The 23,967-nt window shown below is 49.6% G+C and carries 19 protein-coding genes and 2 riboswitches; of the genes, 10 read left to right on the top strand and 9 right to left on the bottom strand.

Features of this window, described 5'->3' with window-relative positions:
- Nucleotides 1-2: 2 nt before the first annotated feature.
- From ACDE64_RS04645 to ACDE64_RS04630, 4 genes are all read right to left on the bottom strand, one after another.
- Entirely contained in the window at nt 3-2,693 is a 2,691-nt protein-coding gene (locus ACDE64_RS04645; RefSeq protein WP_411349142.1) for a polynucleotide kinase-phosphatase, read from the bottom strand.
- Entirely contained in the window at nt 2,690-4,249 is a 1,560-nt protein-coding gene (locus tag ACDE64_RS04640) for a methyltransferase domain-containing protein (RefSeq protein WP_411349141.1), read from the bottom strand. The genes ACDE64_RS04645 and ACDE64_RS04640 overlap by 4 nt, the downstream gene beginning before the upstream one ends.
- Before the next feature lie 597 nt (nt 4,250-4,846).
- Nucleotides 4,847-5,068, bottom strand: coding sequence for a hypothetical protein (locus ACDE64_RS04635; RefSeq protein ID WP_411345320.1), 222 nt, complete (start codon nt 5,066-5,068; stop codon nt 4,847-4,849).
- 161 nt (nt 5,069-5,229) lie between these two features.
- Nucleotides 5,230-6,102, bottom strand: a complete 873-nt coding sequence (locus tag ACDE64_RS04630) for an AraC family transcriptional regulator (protein ID WP_411349140.1) — start codon at nt 6,100-6,102, stop codon at nt 5,230-5,232.
- Between the two features lie 291 nt (nt 6,103-6,393).
- On the opposite strand from ACDE64_RS04630, the gene ACDE64_RS04625 reads away from it, so the two are divergent.
- From ACDE64_RS04625 to ACDE64_RS04615, 3 genes are all read left to right on the top strand, one after another.
- Complete coding sequence (locus tag ACDE64_RS04625; protein ID WP_411345318.1) at nt 6,394-7,455, top strand: Gfo/Idh/MocA family protein; 1,062 nt, start codon at nt 6,394-6,396, stop codon at nt 7,453-7,455.
- Nucleotides 7,452-8,309, top strand: a complete 858-nt coding sequence (locus ACDE64_RS04620; RefSeq protein WP_411349139.1) for a sugar phosphate isomerase/epimerase family protein — start codon at nt 7,452-7,454, stop codon at nt 8,307-8,309. The genes ACDE64_RS04625 and ACDE64_RS04620 overlap by 4 nt, the downstream gene beginning before the upstream one ends.
- A gap of 174 nt (nt 8,310-8,483) precedes the next feature.
- A complete protein-coding gene (locus ACDE64_RS04615) occupies nt 8,484-9,356 on the top strand; it encodes a sugar phosphate isomerase/epimerase family protein (protein ID WP_411349138.1) in 873 nt (290 codons plus the stop codon).
- 187 nt (nt 9,357-9,543) lie between these two features.
- On the opposite strand, the gene ACDE64_RS04610 is transcribed toward ACDE64_RS04615, so the two are convergent.
- Nucleotides 9,544-9,756 carry a hypothetical protein gene (locus tag ACDE64_RS04610; protein ID WP_411349137.1) on the bottom strand — a complete coding sequence of 71 codons (213 nt, stop codon included), beginning with the start codon at nt 9,754-9,756 and terminating at the stop codon, nt 9,544-9,546.
- A gap of 28 nt (nt 9,757-9,784) precedes the next feature.
- Entirely contained in the window at nt 9,785-10,435 is a 651-nt protein-coding gene (locus ACDE64_RS04605; RefSeq protein WP_411349136.1) for a LysE/ArgO family amino acid transporter, read from the bottom strand.
- Nucleotides 10,436-10,603: 168 nt separating this feature from the next.
- On the opposite strand from ACDE64_RS04605, the gene ACDE64_RS04600 reads away from it, so the two are divergent.
- Together ACDE64_RS04600 and ACDE64_RS04595 are read left to right on the top strand one after the other, a co-directional pair.
- Nucleotides 10,604-12,073 (top strand): PLP-dependent aminotransferase family protein, encoded by a 1,470-nt coding sequence (locus tag ACDE64_RS04600; RefSeq protein WP_411349135.1) that lies wholly within the window; start codon nt 10,604-10,606, stop codon nt 12,071-12,073.
- 209 nt (nt 12,074-12,282) lie between these two features.
- Nucleotides 12,283-12,441 (top strand): putative holin-like toxin, encoded by a 159-nt coding sequence (locus ACDE64_RS04595; RefSeq protein WP_411349134.1) that lies wholly within the window; start codon nt 12,283-12,285, stop codon nt 12,439-12,441.
- 202 nt (nt 12,442-12,643) lie between these two features.
- Here the strand turns inward: ACDE64_RS04595 and ACDE64_RS04590 are convergent, their stop codons facing one another.
- Nucleotides 12,644-14,014 (bottom strand): alpha-L-fucosidase, encoded by a 1,371-nt coding sequence (locus ACDE64_RS04590; RefSeq protein ID WP_411349133.1) that lies wholly within the window; start codon nt 14,012-14,014, stop codon nt 12,644-12,646.
- A gap of 425 nt (nt 14,015-14,439) precedes the next feature.
- On the opposite strand from ACDE64_RS04590, the gene ACDE64_RS04585 reads away from it, so the two are divergent.
- Nucleotides 14,440-15,084, top strand: a complete 645-nt coding sequence (locus ACDE64_RS04585; RefSeq protein WP_411345311.1) for a class D sortase — start codon at nt 14,440-14,442, stop codon at nt 15,082-15,084.
- A 173-nt stretch (nt 15,085-15,257) separates the two neighbouring features.
- A riboswitch (cyclic di-GMP riboswitch) is annotated at nt 15,258-15,348 on the top strand.
- A 48-nt stretch (nt 15,349-15,396) separates the two neighbouring features.
- Nucleotides 15,397-15,486, top strand: a riboswitch (cyclic di-GMP riboswitch).
- Between the two features lie 14 nt (nt 15,487-15,500).
- Nucleotides 15,501-16,307 carry a transglutaminase-like domain-containing protein gene (locus tag ACDE64_RS04580; RefSeq protein ID WP_411345310.1) on the top strand — a complete coding sequence of 269 codons (807 nt, stop codon included), beginning with the start codon at nt 15,501-15,503 and terminating at the stop codon, nt 16,305-16,307.
- Nucleotides 16,308-16,605: 298 nt separating this feature from the next.
- Here the strand turns inward: ACDE64_RS04580 and ACDE64_RS04575 are convergent, their stop codons facing one another.
- Both ACDE64_RS04575 and fdhF read right to left on the bottom strand, forming a co-directional pair.
- On the bottom strand, nt 16,606-17,181 hold the full coding sequence (locus ACDE64_RS04575) for a DUF1641 domain-containing protein (protein ID WP_411345309.1): 576 nt from the start codon (nt 17,179-17,181) through the stop codon (nt 16,606-16,608).
- A complete protein-coding gene (gene fdhF, locus ACDE64_RS04570) occupies nt 17,165-20,143 on the bottom strand; it encodes a formate dehydrogenase subunit alpha (protein WP_411350229.1) in 2,979 nt (992 codons plus the stop codon). Before fdhF ends, ACDE64_RS04575 begins: the two co-directional genes overlap by 17 nt.
- Nucleotides 20,144-20,677: 534 nt before the next feature.
- On the opposite strand from fdhF, the gene ACDE64_RS04565 reads away from it, so the two are divergent.
- The 3 genes from ACDE64_RS04565 to ACDE64_RS04555 all read left to right on the top strand — a co-directional run bounded on the left by ACDE64_RS04565 (nt 20,678) and on the right by ACDE64_RS04555 (nt 23,944).
- On the top strand, nt 20,678-22,246 hold the full coding sequence (locus ACDE64_RS04565) for a methyl-accepting chemotaxis protein (RefSeq protein ID WP_411349132.1): 1,569 nt from the start codon (nt 20,678-20,680) through the stop codon (nt 22,244-22,246).
- 180 nt (nt 22,247-22,426) lie between these two features.
- The gene (locus ACDE64_RS04560; RefSeq protein WP_411345307.1) at nt 22,427-23,107 is read left to right on the top strand and encodes a futalosine hydrolase; all 681 of its coding nucleotides are present in this window, start codon (nt 22,427-22,429) and stop codon (nt 23,105-23,107) included.
- Complete coding sequence (locus ACDE64_RS04555) at nt 23,108-23,944, top strand: 1,4-dihydroxy-6-naphthoate synthase (protein ID WP_411349131.1); 837 nt, start codon at nt 23,108-23,110, stop codon at nt 23,942-23,944.
- Nucleotides 23,945-23,967: the final 23 nt, after the last annotated feature.

Below are 23,967 nucleotides of genomic sequence, written 5' to 3'. Positions count from 1 at the left end.
GATCACAGACGTGGATCGACCGCATCGGCTTCCAGCGATAACGCCGCGAGTACACATTCGTGCATCCGCTCGAGCGGCTCCTGACGTACAAAGCGCGCTACCGATTCCAGACTGAGCGCAAATTCCATTAACGCATGGCGTTCTTTTTTACGCGTTTTGCGCTGTTTTAATCGTTTCAGATTGTCTGGCTGCAAGTAGTCCATTCCATAAATAATATGCAGGTACTTGCGTCCACGCACTTTGATCGCCGGTTGTACCAAACGATCTCCATCATATGTCGTCATACACTCCGGCTTGATCACTACACCTTCATGCCCCTGCTCGGTCATATCGCTCCACCATTGTACGAGCTGCTGCTCGGCATGTTCATCGTCCAGCTCCACTACTTGATATTCGGTAGCTAGTATCATCGAGCAAGATTGCGCCAATTGCTCAGCATGCTGCATATGCCACGTATGCTCCCGATCCATGAGCGAACCTGTGCTATGCGCCAAAATATGAAACGGTGCAATCTGAATGCCGTCCAGCCCGTCTGTATCCCAACAATATGCCTGAAATGCCTCTGCAAATCGCTGTGCATTATTCAGCCGTTCCCTCCATTCCCCAATCCAGTCCGCTACTTCGCGCCCTTGCTGCTGCGCGGTATGTAGCGTATCTAGAATCGTACGACGATCATGCAGCGCCGCTTCTGCCACATGCGCATATTGGGATGAGATCAGTTCGCGTGCCTTCAAATTCCACGGCACAATCTCAGTATCCAACAGTACAAAATCCGTCCCATATTGCTCAAAATAGTTCGCATGTTCCAGATCCGTACGCAGCTTATCCAGAACTTGCTGCTCCAATGAAGATGGGAAAAAGGCGCGTCCAGTACGTGTGTAAATGCGTCCACTGAGCGGACGTCCGATATACGGAATTGCTGCCTGCGAATCGCGGAACAACAGTACAATTGCACGGCTGCCCATATGCTTTTTCTGTGCAACAATACGAGACACGTTGCGGGAGCGGTAATACGCCAGTGCTTCCGCCGGATGCTCCAGATAGTCGTCCAGCGCTGAGACCGCTGGCGGCGTCATCGTTGGCGGTACATACATCAATTCTTCCAGCGGCACGGTGTAATGCGATACCGTATCGACCGCTGCTTTCACAAATTCACTACGCACGCCGATCTCACCATAACTGTCGGTCATGACGCTGTACCCGTTAATAAGCGGCGTCAAGTTCGGCGCGGCAAAGCGGCGTTTGCGCTGACGCTCTAGCGGGCTGTCTGTATCTTGCGCATAATCGTGCAACGCGTCTACCGCGACAAAGCTTTGCTCTGGAAAACGATACGCCGTCAGCTGCCCGCCGAATACGACGCCCTGATCAATATTGACTGTACGATTCACAATCGTCGGACGCAGACGCGGATCATGTCCCCATACGATCCATTCTCCGGACTCATGATTCGCAAACCAATCGGTGCGCTGCGGCTTGCCACTATCATCCTGTCCATCGGTTTCGCCATAACGACAGTAATCGGAAATACCTTTGGACTGCTTGCCAATGTAATGATCCCGAATTCCGGCGTGGGTTACGATCAAGCGGCGCACTCCGTTATGCGTAAATACGAGATGGGACGGCGCTGCCAGCAGCATTGCACGAAACTGTTCTTTGAGTGTGTCCAGTGCTTCCTGCCCGTGTACAGCCCCATATTGCTCCAATTCCGCGACAAATTGCTCGTCACCGTGGTTCATCTGTACTTGGCGTCCTTCCAGATAACGCGCCACTTTCCAGCCGTGGTTACTATCAACCATCAGCGCTTGCTGTGCTGCCAGCTGACGTTGCCAGAACTGCATCGTTTCCAGCGAGCGCGGACCACGACTCATAATATCGCCGACCGATACTAACATCCGTCCATCTGGATGACGGTAGATGCCCTGCTCATCTGTGACATAGCCAAGCTTGTGAATGAGCTGCATCATTTCTTCGTAACAGCCGTGAATATCACCGATTACATCCACGCCGTTTCCAAGCGGTTGCAGTAGCGGGTTCGCCGTACGTTCCAGACGAACCTGCTCCAGATCGCGCGGCTTCAATAGATGTACAGCGTCGAAGCCTTCGCTTTTGAGCTTGTACATATTCTCGCGAAACACAACGATATGCTGCTTGATTCTCTGTCGTCCACGCGCATGCAGACGAGTACGGTCACGCTCCAGCAGTACCTTTTCCGGTACATCCAGCGCAACGACGACAATGTGCACATGATTGCGACGTGCAAGGTTGATGTAGACCGCCCGATCTTCAGGATGCAAATGTGTCGCATCTACCCATGTTAGCAAGTTGAGCCGAGCACGCGCGGCAATCGTTTCTTCCATCACCCGAAACGCGCGATCCGAGATTAGCCGATACTGCTGATACAGTACATCGCCTTCCTCACGCGGATGTTGCCGCCAATCGATATGGTCGGTATCTCCAACAAGCTGGCGGAAGCGGTCAGACGATACCGTTTCGCTAGATAGCAAAGTGCCGTTCTCTACTAGCTGCTCCAGCCATGTCGTTTTCCCGCTGCCGGACGGTCCCATCAGCAGCACAATCCCGCCGGTTGGCATCGTAATCGTACGAATCGGCTCCTGCTGCAATGGCCGATCCCGTTTGTCGGCATATTGTTGATTCTCTTGCCCTTTGTTATGTTCATCCCGGTAGCCGGTCATTTGTTCTTCCCTCCTTGTTTGTGAAATACCGCCATCTGTGTCGGTTGACCATATTCCACAGATACCTCACCAATCCCGTGCATATTCATCTCATAACCGCCGTACTTGCTCCATTCCCGGCAAAAGTCTGCAAATTGCTGACGACTCCATTCAAACCGATGATCAGTATGGCGAATATCATCTTGTTCCATTTCATAGACCGCGTTGTACTCACGGTTCGGTGTCGTCAGGATCAACGTCTGCGGACGATATTCATCCAGCAGTGTACGCATCACCATCGGCAAGCGTAGCGCATCGATATGCTCGATTACCTCGCACAAAATCATCACATCCGCACCACTCCAGCGATCATCCCGGTAAAATAACGAGCCGGTCGCCAGTTGCGGCACCGTGCCTGCTCCCGAAGCCTGCATATCAGCGAATCGCTCCAGTGCACGCACGCCTGCATAAGCGGATGGCTCCACTGCCCATACCTGCTTTACACCGCCAATACGTGCCAACCGCTCAGACAATTTGCCTTCGCCAGCGCCAAAGTCGATGATGGTCTGACGCTGTGGCAATGCACCGATCTGCTCTACGACTGCCTGATATCGCAGTTCGTTCAGACGCGGAGCTTTGACAGTGTGTACAGCAGCAGATACAACCTCCAACGTCGCGTCCGTATCATCTGTTACGACATCTGTAGATACTGTAGCAACGGGCGAACTGGATGTATGCAGGTGATCCTCCGGTGCAATTGCCTTACTTGCTGTTCCGTCGCGCTCACCGCTACCATCCTCCGATTGCTCCAGCATCTCCTGCGTTTCTTCGGGCTGTTCCAGCATGTCCTGCGTTTCCAGCGGCAAGGATGCGCTGTACTGGCGAATCAGCGGCATAAAACGCAATGCCCGTTTGACAATCAGCCGATGCTGCGGATGCTTCGTCAGCCAGCCTTCGCCATACCGCTGCAGCCGCTCCACTTCCTCGTCGCCGATGTAATAATGCTTATAATCATCCAGCACGGGCAGCAAAATAAACAATTGCCGCAGCAGATTCTGAATGGTAGCTTCCCCGCGCAGATGAATGACTCGAATCGTACTGCGCTTTTTCAGCTGAAAGGAATAGTCGCTTTCTCCACGCTCCAGCTCCACCTCGTACCCAAGTGCCGTGAACAGCGACGACAGCACATCATCCGGCAAATTGGACGATACCGGCCCTACACTCACTTCCAGCGGAAACCGATAATCGACCCACTGTGCATAATCCGCCTTCGGCTTGCCATTCAGCGCTGTACCGAGCGCCGGACGAATATATGAGCAAAATAAACTGCTAACGACAAACTCGCGGTCGTTAATATAATTCGTAATGTCATAGCTGTCTGGGCTGCCTTTGACCAGATCGATAGGATCGGGTGTGACGAACAACAGCACTTGCATTTCCTGCTCTGTAAATACGGGGAATAACAGACGCACACGAGCGCCTTTTTCCTGACGGTCGTACAGGTTGTATGGATTCTTTGCGAGTAGATGCGAGATCATGCCAGCGTGCGGACCGGCAGATTTGATTTGTAAATACATGCTTGTTCCTCCCTATGTAGCTTACTTGCTTGTTCCTCACTTGCTATCCATGCCACAACACAAAAAGGCCGCAGACTATTCAGTCCACGGCCGGGTATGCTGGGCAAATGCCTGCTGCGTCATCCTCCATGTTCATTCAACGATACTAGCTGAATATTCATGCGACGACAACGAGCAGATACACTGCTTGGCTTATATTCTCCCAATTGCTAATTTGCCTGCTGCTATTGTTACCAGAATGACATGTAGATCATGTCACTGCGATACATAGCGTCAGACCAATGAGTAAGTTACCGCCTGCTGGGCAGTTCGATATGGAGGTCCGGTAAGGATGATGAGTCTGTACATGTACGTATAGGGGTGAGCGATCCGGGTATATGTTCCGGAAAATAAGAACGTTCGACCGTGCGCAAATTTCGCTGCGGGCTGCGTTCATCATGATGTGAATTCGACGGTTGCTCTGGCAAATACGTATAGTACATCATCTCCTGCGTCCTCCTGTTCCTCAAAAGTAATGGTGATGCCGCTGTTGCAGCACTTGAATGTCAACATCATAACCGCGTCCCCAGATTCTGTCAACGCTTGCTTTTGTCTATTTTATAGTGGCAAATTGTAAACGATGAGCGCCAGCACGAATGCCAGCACCGACAAACCGATACAGCGCAGCGCCCATTTCATACGCTGCTTTTTCTGCAATCTTCGTGCTTCAATAACTGCTTCATCCTCGCTACGTACATACCCGCCGCCAAACCAAGAACTGCTCAAAATCACCGCAAGCGCAAGCAAAATAAAGCCTGCCCAGATGAATACATTTAACATATGCCTGTCGTCTCTCCTTCAAATCTGAAATATATACTTGCAAAAAGCAGCACAATTATTCAAATGATAACATATCCATGATAGATCACTACTTTACACCTGCTCTGTAACTGCTCGTTATATGCAGTACGTTATCGTTCTTACATTACACTATTCAAACATCACATCAACAGCTCCCGAATTTCCGAAGGCGCAACATCCCGGTATTTTTTGAAGGTGCGGCTAAAATATGAGATGTCGTTATACCCTGCCGCCATCGCCACTTCCGATACCGTCATCCCGGTATTAATCAGCAGATACTCCGCCCGATTGATCCTTACCCGATTAATATATTCAGTGACAGTGCGCCCAGTCAATTCATGAAATAATCGGCTAAAATGAAACCGACTCAGCCCTGCCATGCCCGCCAGCTGTTCAATCGTCATTTCATCCGCATAACACTGCTCAATATGCTGCAAAATCGGCGTAAACCGCTCCAGATTGCGCATCCGATTCTCGTTATGCTTCCAGTTGGACACGTCCGCTACATATCCACGCACAAGTAGCGTCAACAGCCGATACATATACGATTTGACCGACAATTCATGCCCTACCCGGCGATTGCGAAACTCGTCGATAATATCCTCCATACAGCGCTGTAACTCGCCATCCCCGCGAATATGTGTACGAAATAGCAGCCGATTCTGCGTCATCGGCGTAATAAAACGCGTCTCTACCGCGTCCTGTGACGGACTTTGCAGCGATTGCAAATCCGCGATCAACGCATAATACACCAGCTGATTCGACAAGCTTGTCCCCTGATGCAGATCATTACCATTCAGCACAATGAGATCCCCAGCACGTACATGCACCGGCTCCGCATTGCACTCAATCATCGCTTCCCCACTTTCCACATACAAAAATTCCATATGCCGATGCCAATGATGCGGAAACATCACCTGCCCATACTCCCGCGATCCACAAAAATTCACCTTAATCGGAAACGAAGGATCAGGCATACTCATCGGCTCCTGCAAATCCACCGGCCAATTCATAAACACACCCCCTGAAGACTTAGATGATTCACGACGATGCAAGTATGTATTCTATGTGTTTCAAATATGCCTTCCTCCACACAGTTGCGCAATATGCTGTTCGCTCATGTGTTCATCATGTTTGGAGTACATCCCAGCATCTCACCACACTTCTACTATACCGCATCTCACCTCTCCTAACAGCACAATAGTTCAAACAAACCGCATTTCCATTCATGCTCCCTCTTTCCCGAAATTATATAATCGTTGCAAATCAGCTATATACTCACCTACCCGGAAAGGACGATTGCTATGAAAACCACCATCGGTATTGGCGTTATCGGAACAGGCAGTATTTCGGAGTTTCATTTGAAGCCGTATCACAACCATGAAGACGTAACCATCCTCGGCGTTTGCGATAAAAATGAAGAACGCGCACGCGCTGTCGCTTCCCAATATGAAGGTGCCAAAGCGTACAGCGATTATAACGAGCTGCTCGCTGATCCAGAGATTGATGCCGTCAGTATCTGTACATGGAACAATACGCACGCCGAGATCAGCATCGCCGCATTGAAGGCGGGCAAGCACGTACTCGTTGAAAAGCCGCTCTGTCGCACGGTGGAAGAAGCAGAGCAGATTCAAGCCGCCGTCCGCGAATCTGGCAAAACGCTGATGGTCGGTTTTGTCCGTCGGTATGACAACAATGCGCAAATGCTCAAGCATTTTAGCGAACAAGGCGATTTTGGCGACATTTATTATGCCAAGGCATCGTATATCCGCCGCTTCGGCAATCCGGGTGGCTGGTTTAGCGATATCGAACGCTCGGGCGGCGGCCCGTTGATCGATATCGGCGTACACGTGATCGACCTGTGCTGGTATTTGATGGGTCGCCCGGAACCCGTATCCGTCAGTGGCAATACATATTACGAATTGGGTAACCGCGCTCACATCCAACACCTGTCCCATTACAAAGCCGCCGATTACGACGCCACCAAGAACGATGTGGAAGATATGGCAAACGTCATGATCCGTTTCAAAAATGGGGCTTCCCTGCTCGTCGATGTCAGCTTCAGTCTGCACGCCCGTGAAAATGAAGGGCAGATCAAGCTATACGGCAGCAAAGGCGGCTTTGAAGTGGATCCAGCCATCTCCATCACTACCGAAAAATACAACACCGTGCTGAATATCCAGCCGCAAACGGATCATGCCGGGTTCCATTTTGAAGGTGCGTTTGACAACGAAATTCGTCACTTTATCCACTGTATTCAGACTGGCAGCCAGCCGATTAGTCCGGTGGAAGACGGCGTGCATATGATGCGCATGCTAACTGCGGTGTACGAATCAGCGAAGCTCGGTCGGGAGGTGATTCTATGAAGCTTGGACTCAGTACGTACAGCCTGCACGGCAAACTATCCAGCGGCGACATGACCGTGCTGGATGTGATCGATTACGCTGCCGAACACGGCGCAGAGCATGTCGAGATTGTACCGCTCAGCTACAGCTTGACGGATAACCCGGAATGGATTGACCAGATTGTGGAACATGCCAAGCAACGCGGCATAGAGTTGTCCAATTATGCGATTGGCGCTAATTTTCTGACAGATAGCGAGGAAGCATACGAGCAGGAAATCCAGCGCGTCATCCGTGAAGTGGATATCGCTGCCCAGCTGGGCGTCAAGCTGATGCGCCACGATGTCGCCTCTTCGCCGAATGTATCGATTGCCAACTTCAATACTCATCTGGAGAAGCTTGCCAACGCCTGTCGCCGCATCGCTGAGCACGCTGCCACGTATGGCATCACCACCAGCGTCGAGAACCACGGCTACCTGATCCAGCATGCCGACCGCGTACAGACGCTAGTTCAAGCAGTCAACCGCGACAATTACAAAACAACGCTGGATGTCGGCAACTTTGTGTGTGCCGACGAGAATCCGGTCGCTGCCGTGCAGAAAAATCTGCCCTTTGCTTCAATGGTGCATATCAAAGACTTTTACCTGCGTCCGGCAGATCGGAATCCGGGTGCAGGCTGGTTTACAAGCACTAGCGGAACGTATCTGCGCGGCGCGATTATCGGGCAGGGCGATCTGGATATGTGGGAGATTCTGCGAATTGTCAAAGCTTCCGGTTACGACGGCTACCTGTCAGTGGAATTTGAAGGCATGGAAGATTGCCTGATCGGCGCGAAAGTTGGACTGGACAATGTACGCCGTATCTGGGATGCCGTTTAACGGATACTTCCATGTAGCGAAACGGAGCACATCGCAATATTAGCTACATCGAAGTAGCGACTAGATACGTTGATTCCATTCGTGACATGGATAATCGTCCATTGAATATCTACGAATATGTATGGATACACACTCAAGTATGCTCACGATATTTTCCAAAAAGGACGTGACGATATGACAACCGAACTAGGCAAAATCGGTGTGATCGCCGATGCTTTTAAACTGGAACTGCGCGACAATTTATTAAAATCGCTTGAAGTCGGTGCAGACGGCGTACAAATCTGGGCAACCGAAGGCATAATGGACCCGGACAATCTGGGCATCGACCGCCGCCGTGATCTCAAGGAATATTTACAAGGGTTGGGACTGGAAGTGTCCGCATTGTGCGCCGATTTCGGCGGACACGGCTTCCGCCGCGAGACAGATAATGTATGGAAAGTAGAAAAATCCAAAAAGATTATGACGCTCGCGCTGGAACTCGGTACACCCATCGTCACCACACATATCGGCATCATTCCCGAAGATACCAGTCACCCGGAATATGCCATCATGCAAAGCGCGTGTAACGAACTCGCTTCGTTCGCTTCGTCCATGGGCGGTTATTTTGCCATCGAAACGGGACCGGAACCAGCGACACGATTGAAGCAATTTCTCGATTCGCTGGATAACAAAGGCGTCGCCGTCAACTTCGATCCTGCCAACATGGTGATGGTCACCGGCGATGATCCGGTGCAAGGCGTGTATACGCTGCGCGACTACATCGTGCATACCCATGTGAAGGACGGCATTCGCACGGCGGAAGTGAATCCGCATGACGTGTATGGTGATCTGAGTCATGAGCAGATTGCTGCTTTTGAAGATGGTAGTGTTGGATTTAAGGAAGTGGCGCTGGGCGAAGGAAACGTTGATTTCAAGGCATATTTCGCAGCGTTACAGGACATCGGCTACACCGGCTATCTGACGATTGAACGCGAAGTCGGTAGCCAACCGGAGCAGGATATCCGTAAAGCGGTGGAGTTTATTAAAGGATTTAAGGCGAAGGTTTAACAGCGCACGCGCACATTTTAAGTCTGACGGCTAAAGAATTGGACTTTCAGCACATAGATTTTAATATATCTGCATCGGTATCTATATGGCAGGAATCGCATTAGCTATTAGGTGCAGATGATCATTCCATCGAAATGATTGTCATCGAATTATAGTACGTGCGAGAACATTGTAACCATAATATGCTTTATACAAAAAGGCAGAACACTGCGCTCATTCCAGCATTCTGCCTTTTTATTAGTTTGATCTTATAGACGTTCGTCGTTCGTCGTTCGTCGTTCGTCGTTCGTCGTTCGTCGTTCGTCGTTCGTCGTTCGTCGTTCGTCGTTCGTCGTTCGTCGTTCGTCGTTCGTCGTTCGTCGTTCGTCGTTCGTCGTTCGTCGTTCGTCGTTCGTTGCAATTATATATAGGATTCCTCTATAGTCCAGTCAAAGTAAAAACTGAATCTCCTGCCACACACTTAGGAGCAAATACACTGCAATGCCCCAGATCAACAGCGCCGAGCACCGATTTAACACGCGAAACCAACGCCCCTCTTCATCCCATCTGCCAACTGTCATCCCCGCAATCGCTAGCAATCCAAACCACAACCACGACACACCGATACAAGTCAACGCAAACACCCATTTTGCTCCATGCTCATATTGCAACGAACTTGTACCGATCACACCGATCGTATCCAGCAAAGCATGTGGATTGAGTAGCGAAACAGATAACGCAAACGCCACCTGCTTGCGCGCCGTCAACGATGTCGGAGAATCCACCGAATCACCGCCTACGGTCGGCTGTACAGACGATGCGCTTTTCCACGTTACAGCGCCCATATAGATCAAAAACAATACCCCGGCGCTCATCAGTATCAGCTTCACTCCCGGCAAGCCGAACACCAGCACCGATACACCACCGACCGCCAGACCAATGAGCAGCGTATCGCACAATCCGGCAGTAACCACGACGGGCAATACGCTCCATAATCTGCGCTGCACCATCCCCTGCTGAAAAATAAACACATTCTGCACCCCAAGCGGCAAAATCAATCCCAGCGCCAAAACAAACGCATGTATCATCACACCAGCCATATCATCATCCCCCTTGTACACAAATCCAAGTGTAGCAAGGAGTGTATCTCATGCAAACAGCCAAACTCATTTTCCATACACCAGCCAAATGTATAGCATAGTGCTCATCTCATCTGTTTCTTTTGCTATAATGGTTCCAAATCAGCTTCATTTACGGAGGAACTCATCATGTCTTCACCACAATCGCCGCAACCGTGGCAACTAGATCGTGAGCACTCGGTGCCGATTCATCGCCAAATTGAACAGCAATTGCGCCACAAAATCAGCAGCGGCGAATGGCCAGTCGGTACGCGGCTGCCGTCCCAGCGCAAGCTGGCAGAGCAGTTTGGCGTCAATCGCAGTACCGTCACGCAGGCGCTCGAAGAACTGGCATCCTACGGCATCGTCGCTGGTAATAAGGGCGGTGGTACGCATGTCGTCAATAGCACATGGAATATGCTTGCCGCCAATGCTATCGACTGGAGCAGTTATGTAGAAGCAGGTGCGCATCAGCCCAATTTACCAGCGATTCGTCAGATCAACGAAGCCGAATACCAGACCGATATGATTCGCACCGGCACAGGTGAACCCGGACCAGAACTGCTGCCGATGACAGCTATCAAGCAGATTCTGAACCATGCTGACGAGCAACTGTTTCTCGGTTATGAAGAACCAAGAGGCAGTCTTGCCCTACGTCAGCAAATTGCTATTCATGCCGCTGACATGGGTATTGCATGTAGTCCAGAATCGGTGCTGATCGTATCTGGCGCATTGCAAGCCTTACAGCTCATCGCCGTCGGTTTGCTGGCACGTCCATCGTCGATTGTGGCGGAAGCACCATCGTATATTCAGTCCGTACGCGTCTTTCAATCGGCAGGCATTCGTGTGCATGGCATCGAGATGGACGATCAGGGCATTCAACTGACATCGCTGCAACAGCAGATTACTCAGCACCAACCGGGACTCCTATACACGATCCCCACCTTTCACAACCCGACGGGAATCGTCATGTCGCCTGCACGCCGTAGCGAATTGCTAGAGCTGTGCCGCAATCAGTCCTTGCCGTTAATCGAAGACGATGTATACCGTGAGTTATGGCTGGACGAGCTGTCCCCACCACCACTCAAGGCAAAGGACACCGACGGCAATATTCTCTACCTCGGTAGCCTATCCAAAATGATGACCCCCGGTATCCGCGTCGGCTGGATCATTGCTCCCGAACCAGTCATCCAACGACTGGCAGATATCAAAATGCAAACCGATTACGGCTCCAGCGGCTTGTCCCAATATGTCGCCACCCGCTGGTTCGCTGACGGTTATCATCAGCAGCATTGTGAATGGCTGCGCGCTGAGTTGCGTGTACGGCGAACGCGGTTGTTATCGCTGCTGGAACGTTATTTTGGCGATCTGGCTCAATGGAGCGTGCCGTCCGGCGGCTTTTATATTTGGCTGGAACTGCCTACTCATATATCGGTGCATCGTCTGTTCCATCTTTTGCTCAAAGAAGGCATTCTGATCAATCCCGGCTATATTTACGACCGCCAGTCTGCTCATCATATTCGCTTGTCGTATGCGTATGCGACGATGGAGCAATTGGACTATAGTCTGAACAGATTGCGCCGATTGGTAGATCAATTGTTACGTGTGAATGAATCGTAAATGGGATGTACAAAAAAACGGATCAGACCATCACCAACAAAGTACTGGCAACGATCTAATCCGTTCATGTTCATGTTCATGTTCATGTTCATGTTCATGTTCATGTTCATGTTCATGTTCATGTTCATGTTCATGTTCATGTTCATGTTCATGTTCATGTTCATGTTGAAATTATACCAAAACTTTTTTGCGCTATTATTATTCATTTCATGCTATACTACCAGAGTACAATTTACGGCGACAAGGGCGGTCGGCTAATCTCCCCACGAAGGGAGGTGAAGCCCATGGAGGTCAAAGATACTCTCAGTTTGATGCTGTTATTCGGCATGTTCATTCTGGCGCTTCTTACCTACATGAAAAAGAAATAGACCGCCCGGTCCAGGGATACGGTCTATTCGTCTATCCTAAATAAAAGCCGGCTGCTCTTTACGCAGTGATTGTACCAAGGAGTCGTGTTACTAGCACGGCTCCTTGTTTCTTTCTAACCACAGTATACATCAACCGAAACTGGTTTTGAATACTTTTTAAACGATTCACTAATAAAAATAATGTATTTACGTCACAAATTCACTATTTCCTTTTCCCATCCACATATACCGACGTCCCACGCGACCTCGCCCAATCCGCAATCCTCGTCGGATCGCCTTCCCACAATCGCTGTTTGCCCCATACATTCCCTTCCGGCACACCATCGCATTCCAGCCGAATCACTGGAAACAATCGACTCGGGCTTTCCTTCGGCAATCCTTTGATCCACAACACATCCTCCTGCTGTTCAACTTTCAACTCCTGCCCGGTCGTTAACAGCGTCGCACGCTTCACTGGCGTCACCAGATCAGCCAACCGTAGTACCGGCTCCCCGTCCCAGAAGCGAATGATCAGATACAGATGATTGCCGCTCGTCGTCTGTCGTCCCCGTGAAATAAATTCCGTCACATTGCCACCATCCGAGCCATAGATCGCTTCACCATGCACATCTAGCCATTTCCCGATCTCCAGCGCCCGCTCCACAAACTCCGGCGGCAACTGACCATCTGGCTGTGGACCAACATTGAGCAGCAGATTACCGCCACGATTGCCCCCCTTCTCTGCACATTCACACAGCAGATCCAGCAATACATCCGCTGGACGCCAGCGTTCGCCTTTTGTATAGCCCCATAACCGCCACGTCGTCACCTGATTCGATTCCCATAGTCGATTGGGATCAGCGATAATCTGATGCTCCGGTGTGCCAAAGTCACCTAACACGTCCGAATCGCCTGCACCTGCTCCGCCGTCAGCATACGTTTTCGTCCCTTCGGATGGACCGAGACGATTATTGACTAGAATATGCGGCTGTAGCTCCTTCATCCTCTTCACCAACTCCACACTACCTAGTTCTTCCGCTGTTCTTGGCCACACCCCATCGAAGAAGAAGTGGTCGATTACGCCGTACTCAGTCAGCAGTTCTTCCACCTGATTGTGCATATAGGTTTTCATCTCCGCCCAGCCCTGCGGGTCTTTGTCCGGTCCATCGAAGAACGCAGGGATGCGCCAATCCATCCATGAATAATACAGACCGACTCGCAGCCCTTCCGTCCGGAATGCCTCTACAAACTCCTTGACCAGATCCCGACCGCAGCTTTGCGCAGCAGTAGAGTAATCGGTATACTTCGAATCCCACAAACAGAAGCCGTCATGATGACGAGTCGTCAAACAAGCATATTTCATCCCCGCCTGTTTGGCTGTCCGCGCCCATAACGCAGCGTCAAAGTGCTCTGGATTCCATGCACACGCCAGATCAGCATATTCCTGCTGATCCAGATGCTCGCGGAATAGTACTTGCTCCCCGCGTCCGATTTGCGCATACGGACCAAAATGAATAAACAATCCATACCGACTATCCGTGAACCATTGCCATTCCGGTCGTATCGTAGAGGAATGTATCGCTTGTGTGACCATACCCTTCACTCCATTTCATGAAATATGTAATACACGACAAATACAGCCTGAAATTCAATACAACATAACATTATATTGTTTAATAAAGTATAGCATGCTTTCGCGATGAAGAACCTGCCATGCAGTAGATTTTCTGCATAACTAGGTGCTTATTTTCGATACGTTCGGCAGATGTCATTCCATTTCTGCATCTGATATACTCTAAGTGCTTCTTTGGATATGTTGTGCAATGACTTACCATTTCTAATTTGCATATACATACTCCTTGAAACTTATTTTTATGGAAAATAATTCAAATTTATTTGCGCAATATTTGAATAAATCTGGTCAGATGGCTTTAATAATAAGGACAGAGGCGCATCTAATGTACCTCTTACTCTTCAATAATCAAGCGAAAGTGCTACTTGAAAGGCGGAAAATGACCTATGAAAAAGTGGTCCTATGTACTTATCCTGCTCGGCATTGCCGTGCTTCTATACCCCAAAGCAAGTGAATGGTATGCTGACTGGCAGCAAGAACGTTTGTTGACAGCAGCGGAACAAAGCGAAACGGCAAGCACAAATGACGGCAAATTAAAAAAAGAATATTCTTACGTAAATGCTCTACTAAATGAAGGAGCGTCTGCCGATAATAGTAGTAATGACCCCCTACCAGCAGCATCAGAGGGTGATATTATCGGGATTATTACAATTCCGGTTATCGATGTAAAGCTGCCGGTTATCGAAGGCGCCACTCGCGACAATATGCGCAGTGCAGCTGTCCACATTTCCGAAACGAATCAGCTTGGAGAAATCGGCAATTTTGCCGTTGCCGCGCACCGCGCGCATAAATATGGTCGTCTCTTCAACCGTTTAAACGAAGTGAAGAACGGCGATACCATTCAGATTGAAGCCAAAGGCAAGACGTATCACTACACCGTCGACAACATTCAGATTGTCGAACCAACCGATGTTGCGGTATTGAACAGCAATGGCAAAGAACAAGAGCTGACCCTTGTGACCTGCGATCCGCTGATCAACCCCACCCACCGCCTGATCGTCCACGCTCACCGTACCGATTTGCAAAGTTAGACACATTTCCTCGCCCTGTATTTATTCATTTCGCGTACTTTGTCGTTTTTTGATTGCGAAAAATATAGGGCGTGCTATCATTTAATTATGGTAATCCAGTAACTTTACTGTTTCATCACTTCCATACACTTATACCTAACTAAATAACTTGTCGCGTACGTAACCAAGCTGTTGCACGATAAGGGCAAACCTGTTGAAAAGCAGGGACGCAAAACTAAAGGGCCTTACCCATATCTTCATCCGGGTTGGCAGCCAGTTACCGAATGAAATAGCTTTTTTTGTCTCTTCTTATTACCAATTAATATAAAACTTAGACGATAATGGCAAAACTATCGAAAGATAGTGACGCAAAGCTAAAGGGCCTCCCCCGGTCAGAATTCGGGTTGGCAGCCAGCTACCGAAAGGGGTTTTAAACCATGAAAACATTCGCCCTCACCTGCCTCGCAGCTATTACTACCTTGCTAGCTGTTGCACCCGTCTCCACCTTCGCTGCTACTACCGATGCCAACTGGCTCGATACATCCAACCTAAATAGCGGTTATATCGCGGTCAACTATGCACCGGATAACACCGCCCGCACCAAAGTCATGATCAGCAAAAACGACACCACTTACACTTACGATCTCAATACCGTTAGCGCTGCTTCGTTCCCACTGCAACTAGGCAACGGCACATACGAAGTAACGTTACTGGAAAATACTTCCGGTAACAACTATAAGAAAGTTGGCACAGATTCGCTGCAATTGGATTTGGCTGATCAAAATTCTGTCTACCTCGCTTCTACTCAAAACGTCAATTGGAAAGATAGCGCCGCTGTCATCGCCAAAGCACAGCAGCTGACTGCCAATGCAACTACCGATACTCAAAAAGCACAAGCAATCTACGACTACATTACATCTAACGTAAAATACGATTATGCATTTGCCAGCGCATTGCCAACTGTCTATATTCCTAGCCCGGACAGAACATTAGCTTCAAACAAAGGCATCTGCTATGACTATGCTTCGCTGAATGCAGCAATGCTGCGTAGCGTTGGTATCCCTGCCAAACTGATAATGGGTACAACAACACGCGTCAAAGAATACCATGCATGGAACGAAGTATTCCTGAATGGCAAATGGTCGACTATCGATACAACAGTTGATGCCAGCATGAAACAAGGCGGCAAAAAAACAACGCTGACTACAGACAGCGCACAATATACAGCTGCTAAAGTATACTAATCATCCGGTTCACCATATACCGATTATGGCTTTCATCATATTCTGTTCACACCATGCAAATAGTTGTTTGCAGATCGAAATGACGTACTTCTCTACCCAATGCTAAGTAGCTGTCATACTTTAGAGTAAGTAATTGTTAAGATAGAGTAAGTGATGCTTCAGATAGAGTTCGGATAGAGTATTCTTCCCAATAGATTACTCCTTCAGATACAATGAATGCCCCTTATACTTCGTAAACAGATTTCAGCAAAGGAAAAAGGCGCCTTATCTCATGTCGAGACAGGCGTCTTTTTCCTTATTATACTTCCATATTTGTCTTATGCTCTTTGCCAGATGGATTCGGAATGACTTCTTCCTCCGCTGGCTTCGGTTTGTTCAGCTCGCTGCCCATCGCCTTCAGAAAATGCAGTCCAAATGCCAGCGTCGTGCGCACATCAGGATCACGCATCGTCTTCAGCAATCCCAGCATACCCGGCGGTTCCTTATCAAAATGATCACCATACTGCTTGTTCGTCGGATCGATCTCGCTAATATGCTCCAGACCGTTACCGAGTGCTGATAACAAACGATTCATCTCGATTGGATCGATACTTCCAACCATTTCGGTGAGTGTAAATAAATTGCGCAGCAGTGGTGGCACATTGAGCGCATTGATCAGCTTAACGCCGTGAATCCCAACCTCGGTACGATTCTTGAGCGCAGCACTGGCAATATCCAGTACACCGGCTTCGTTCAGTTCTTTGACAATATCGACCGTTTTGAGAATTGCTTCCTTGTTGTCAGCGATTGCCCCGATGATCTGGGTTAGCGATTCTGCCTGTAATTCTGCTTCGGTCGGTACATGTCGTTCGATCTTGTTAATGGCTCTGGCCATACTGAGCACGCTCCCTCCGTATTGTATCGGCTATCGGCTCGTAGTCCTCGCGTCTCCATTTCTCTTCCACTCGTACACTCACCTGTGGATGACGTGTCGCAAAGCGGTGATTGACAGATGGTAGTGGAGATACGCCGCGATCTTCCAGCACTTCCATTTTCACACGAACCTCTTTGTAGCTTGGCGTATGGGTGACATGATCCGTATGACTGCTTGTCAGTCGATTGACCGCTTCGCTAGCATGCTGAGTATTCATTGGCAAATACAGTTCCTTGCCTTTTACCCGATCTGTAACGACAACTGACAATTTCGCCTGACCATATGGGGACAGGAGACGAACGCTGGCACCTGTTTCTATCCCGCGCTCTGCCGCCAGATCTGGTGATACTTCTAGCCATGTAGACGGAACTTTGTGGCGAATATTGGCAGACTGATACGTCATATTGCCTTCATGGAAATGCTCCAGCAAACGTCCATTGTTCAGATGCAGATCGTATTCTGCTTCTGATTCCAGCGGCTCTGTCCAATCCACCGGGAACAGTCGTGCTTTGCCATTCGGGAATGCAAAACCATCGGTATACAGCAATTCCGTACTGCTGCCATCTGGCTTCACTGGCCACACCTGACTGTTCCAGCCTTCCAGACGTTCATAGCTAACACCTGCGAAGATCGGTGCCAGACTGGCAGCTTCTTCCATAATCTCGGATGGATGGCTGTAGCTCCAGTTTGCGCCCAGTGCATTCGCTACATCCTGAATGATCACCCAGTCTGGACGGGAGTTACCTAGTGGCTCCAACACTTGATGGAAGCGCTGAATCCGGCGCTCGGTATTCGTAAAGGTGCCTTCTTTTTCCAGACTTGGCGATGCTGGTAACACCACATCGGCATACTGTGCTGTATGAGAAAAGAAAATATCCTGTACGACGAAGAAGTCGAGCTGCTCAAACATCTCTTCCACAAAGTTCGAATTGGAATCGACAAACGCCATTTCCTCACCGAACAGATACATGCCTTTGATTTTGCCGTCTTTGATGCCGTCGACCATCTGGTGATTATCCATGCCCGGCTCGGATGGCAAGGTCACACCCCATGCTTGCTCATACCGATGACGCACATCGTCGTCCGATACCTTTTCATAACCGGGGAAGAAGTTCGGCATCGTACCGAAATCGCAAGCGCCCTGTACGTTGTTGTGTCCGCGCAGTGGATAGGCACCTGTACCTGGACGGGAAAAATTACCCGTCGTCAGCAGCAGATTACAGATCGCAGTCGATGTATCTGTACCGCCACGATGCTGAGTCACGCCCATCGCCCACAATATGCATACGGTGTCTGCTTGATGAATCATCTCAGCCGTACGAATGATCTCTTCGCGTGACAGACCGGCATGCTCCTCAGCATAGTCCAGCGTATACATAGACAGCGAATCGCGGAACTGGTCAAAGCCTTCCACATGCTGATCCAGAAACTCGCGATGCTCCCAGCCTTGATCGATGATGTACTTCGTTACTGCGGACAGCCAGACGAGATCCGAGCTTGGTTTTGGATGCAGATGCAGGTCGGCACGTTCTGCCATTTCATTCTTGCGGATATCGGAGACGATCAGCTTTTGCCCGTGCAGCTTGTGCGCGCGTTTGACTCGTGTCGCCAAGACGGGATGCGATTCTGCCGGATTGGCACCGACGATCATAACCAGCTCTGCCTGTTGAATATCCTTGATCGTACCGCTATCGCCACCCATGCCAACCGTTCTCATCAGACCGGATGTTGCCGGGGATTGGCAATAACGGGAGCAGTTATCCACATTGTTCGTACCCATAATGGAACGGGCGAATTTTTGGAAAATGTAATTTTCTTCATTCGAGCATTTGGATGAAGCGATATACGCCAGTGCATCGGAGCCATGCTGTTCTTTGATCCCGCCCAGCTTCTCCGCGATTAGTGCTAGCGCTTCGTCCCAGCTCGCTTCCACAAACCGGTCACCTTGACGAATTAGCGGCTGGGTCAATCGTTCCTCGCTATTCACAAAATCCCAGCCCCATTTGCCTTTGATGCAAGTGGAAATACCGTTCACCGGCGCATCTACAGACGGCTCGATCTTCAGAATCTCGCGATCTTTTGTCCAAATGTCAAAGCTACATCCTACACCACAATACGTGCAGACCGTTTTGGTCTTTTCGATACGAGAATGACGCATTGCCGCTTCCATCTCAGAAATCTGAAAGATACTGGAATAGCCTGGCTCAACCGCTTTTGTCAGATCGATCAGCGGCTCCATCAGACTGTTATCGATATTGGTCATGAAGCCCGCTTCACCCAGCATCGACGTTTCCATCAACGCATTACATGGACATACGGTGACACAATGTCCGCACGATACACAGGAAGACTGATCCACTGGCACATCATCATCCCAGACGACACGCGGCTGTTCACGACTCCAATCAATCGATAGCGTCTCATTCACCTGCAAATCCTGACATGCTTCTACACAACGACCACACAGAATACATTGATCCGGGTCATACCGGTAAAAAGGATTCGTATTGTCCACTTCATACGGCTTGTTGCGGAACGGATAGGTCTGGTGTTCAATGCCCAGCTTCTCGGTCGTATTATGCACGATACAGTTGCCGTTATTGTTGTCACAAACGGTACAGTACAATTCATGATTCCGCAGAATACGGGACATCGACTCTTGCTGTGCGTCTTTGACCAGATCTGTTTGAAGAGTAATGCGCATACCCGGTGTTACGGGTGTGCTACATGCGCGTACTAGCTCGCCCTGCACTTCAACCATGCAGGTATCGCATGTGTTGATCGGTCCCAATTGCTCGTTGTAGCAAATTTGCGGAATGTACAGATCGGGCGCCGTATTCACTGCCTGCACGATCGTCATGCCCGGCTGCGCTACGACAGACTGACCGTCTACGTGAATTACGATAGGTTCATTGGATTGCATTTTCATTGGATGTTCACCTCAGCGGAAGCTTTCTCGAATGATTTTACATTTCATATTCAAGACACAACGATAGACTGCCCAACTTACGACAGAGAGCTTTTTGATCATCTATTACCCTTACATTTAAAATTTAAGCATTTTAGTTGGCTATATTTGATATTTATTTTTTTACATATTGTTTATATCAAGTAGTTCTGCTTGATTCTTTCTATGAATGGACGCTCAGAATCGACTCTTGCAATCTGTAATAGACGTTCATGATCTGTACTGATAAACACTCACCATCCCAAACATAGCCTTATCTACTGAGCAACAAAGCGAATCCTGTCGACCGATGTCGATTATCAAATCCCAAATTCCTAATTATGTATTTTTATGAAAAATTAAATGAATAAGCTAAAAAAATTCGGTCAACCGTGCCGATATAGGTAACAGCAGACTGCGTCCAAGTAACGGAATGAAGGTCGCAGCCGACATTGCCGCTCCGTCGTTTCGTCCCGATGATTGATTATGTATGTTCAGGGGGAGTACCACATGACTACACAGAAAAATCAAATGAGTGCACAGAAAAATAAAATCATGCTATACATTTCAGCCAGTGTATTTATCGTTTCACTGCTGGTTCATTTTCTTGCCCGTCAGTTACAAATCTTTGCGGGGATGCAGCATTCGATGAGCGATATGCCTGGAATGACGGGGACCATGCCGGTACATGGCAGCTCGGATTGGTTAAACTTCCTGCTGCTGGTGCCGGCGGTCCTACTCGTACTCGCTTATTGGATGTACGCTCGCAAGCCTTCCGATTTCAAAGTCGCTGTGCTCAATACGCTCTCGCTCGTATTTAGCAGCATGTCCATGATCTCCGGCGGTCAGGGCGATGCCGTCTTTCACTTCTCTATCTTCATGGTCATCGCCATTCTATGCTTCTATGAAAGTATCAAGCTGCTGTCACTTGCCACCATCTTGTTCGCTGTACAGCATCTAATCGGCTTTTTCTCTTTTCCACGTTTTATTTTCGGCACGGATAGCTACTCGCTAGAAATGCTGATCGTACACGCCTTTTTCCTCATTTGTACGTCTATTGCCGTCAGTGTCCAGATTATCACCAGTCAGCGCTACCGTACCAAAACACGACTGGAGAAACAGCAGGAACGCCGCCGCATTATCGACTCCATCGTTCAACGTCTACATGACGTATCCAGCCGCATCGCCCACAGCTCCGGTGAGTTAAAGGACAGTTCTACCGCAGCTGCTCGTCATAGTGAAGAAATGAATGTACAGATCGATGGCGTATGTTACGGTGCCTCCTTGCAAACCGATCAGACAACGCTGACGATGAATGCGATGAATCAGACCAATCAGCAGATCGACAGCATCATTCAAACGACCTCTATGGTCTCCACCCGCTCTACCGAAACCGCTAATTTTGCCGAACTCAGCAACCGCAATCTGGAGCAAATGAATCAGGATATGACCGCGCTACGTGAAGCAATCGGACAATCCCGTCAATATATCCGTCTACTGGAAGAGCGCTCGCAAAACATTTCCAAAATCACCAGCTTCATTCAAGAAATTGCTTCCCAGACCCAGATGCTCGCCTTGAATGCGTCTATCGAATCGGCACGTGCCGGTGAAGCAGGACGAGGCTTCGCGATCGTAGCACAGGAGATTCAGAAGCTTGCTCATCTATCCAGCGATTCCGCGACTCAGATCACCTCATTCCTGTCCGAAATGACTACCGATACCGAGAAATCTGCCAGCTCCATGGATCAGGTAACTAGCCGCCTCGATACCAGTATGGAAACGACCCGCAGCACCAAGCAATCGTTGGAGAAAATTTGGGGGCATGCTGCTGATGTGGACGCCGGTGTACAGCATATTTTACAATCCAGTCAGGCAATGTCTTCCACCTCCACACAGGTCGTAGGTGCTGTCGAACGCATCGCCGAGATCGCAGGCAAATTTACGACCAATTGCAAAGACGCACGCCAGCTCGCCACACGACAACATGCCGTCAATCAGGAAAATATGACTGTTGCTCATACGCTAAATGAAGCGTCCGACGGATTACAGCGTGTCATTGAACAGCTGCGCGCAGAATAAGAAAACGATAACAATCCAACGCAATAGCACTCCAGACCAAAGCAATACCGATCCGACCTATAGCCTCTGTCGCTACCGTTCATTTCTGTAGCCGCAGAGGCTTTACTTTGTGTTTTATTAGGAGTAACGTTAAAGGATGGGCTTGTCGCAAGGCGGGCATGAACAAGGAGGCAATCAGGCATGAACACTCCCCATCCGGATCATTCACGGAACAACCATATATTGATCATGGCGGCAGTGGAAGCGGAATGCGAAGCGATTCGTCGCGGTATTCCAGCAGAAGCAGCGTCACGTATTACCGTCAAAGCAGCCGGTGTCGGTCCAGCGGCGGCAGCTGTTGCGACAACACTATCACTGACAGGTCAAACGTACAATCTGGTGATTAGCGCAGGAATCGGCGGCGGCTTTGCTCCACACGCTTCCATCGGCTCCATCGTACTGGCAGATCAGATCATCGCTGCCGACCTTGGTTCGGAAACGGCGGAACAGGGCTTCATCTCCGTCGATGAGCTGGGATTTGGACAATCGGTGTTGACCAGTGATGCAGCATACAATGCTACACTGGCGACGGCGCTTACCTCCTCAGGGCTCTCGGTGCATATCGGTTCGGCGCTAACCGTATCCACGACAACCGGCTCAGCTGCTAGCACGGCAGCATTGCTGCAACGTATTCCGAATGCTGCCTGTGAAGGTATGGAAGGCTTTAGCGTAGCTATGGCAGCACAGGCATTTCAACTGCCCGTGCTGGAGCTACGCGCCATTTCAAATGCTGTCGGTCCGCGTGATCGTGACAGTTGGAACATCCCGGCTGCGCTGCAATCGTTAACGCAGGCAAGCCGTATTTTAGCGGAGGTGCTGTAAATGAATATCGCGTTTTCCCCGTGTCCGAATGACACGTTTGTATTTCACGCATGGGTGCACGGTCTGGTCGCAGGCGCACCGGAACTCAATGTATCGTATGCAGATATTGATATTACGAATAACTGGGCAGCGGCTGGCGAAGGACCAGAAGTCATGAAAATCTCCTACGCCGCTCTACCATGGGTATTAGACAATTATGCACTCATCCCTTGTGGTGGCGCACTCGGTCGCGGCTGTGGACCACTTGTGCTGACCAACAACCCCGAAGCGAATGATGCAGCCGCATTGTCCGGCAAAAAAGTAGCTGTGCCAAGCGAGCGTTCGACCGCTTACTTACTGTTCCGCCTATGGGCAGCGCAAAATGTACCAGGCGGCATTGGCGAAGTGGTCGTAATGCCATTTGACCAGATCATGCCTGCCGTTCGCGACGGTCACATCGACGCTGGACTCGTTATTCACGAAGCCCGGTTCACGTATCAGAACTATGGTCTGACGTTGTTACAAGATATGGGTAGCTGGTGGGAACAAGATACCGGGCTACCGATTCCACTTGGTGCAATCATTGCTCATCGTTCGCTGGATACCGCACAAATTGCGGAATGGACGCGTGCTTCGGTAGAATACGCATGGCAACATCCACAGCAGTCGCGCCCTTATGTCATGGAGCATGCACAGGAGATGGACCCGGATGTAGCAGATTCGCATATTGATCTGTATGTTAACGAGTTCACCCGCGATCTCGGTGAAGATGGTTACAATGCGATCGAAGCGCTACTGGGACGGGCTGCCCGTGAAGGATTAGTGCCACAATTTGATCTGAGTTTGCTGCGCAAATAAGGATTCTTACCGTACTGTATTCA

The sequence above is a fragment of the Paenibacillus sp. WLX2291 genome, from assembly GCF_046603665.1.
Classification (GTDB): Bacteria; Bacillota; Bacilli; order Paenibacillales; family Paenibacillaceae; genus Saccharibacillus.
Note: the sequence above shows the minus strand (reverse complement) of the source record. Positions and strands in the feature narration are given on the sequence as shown.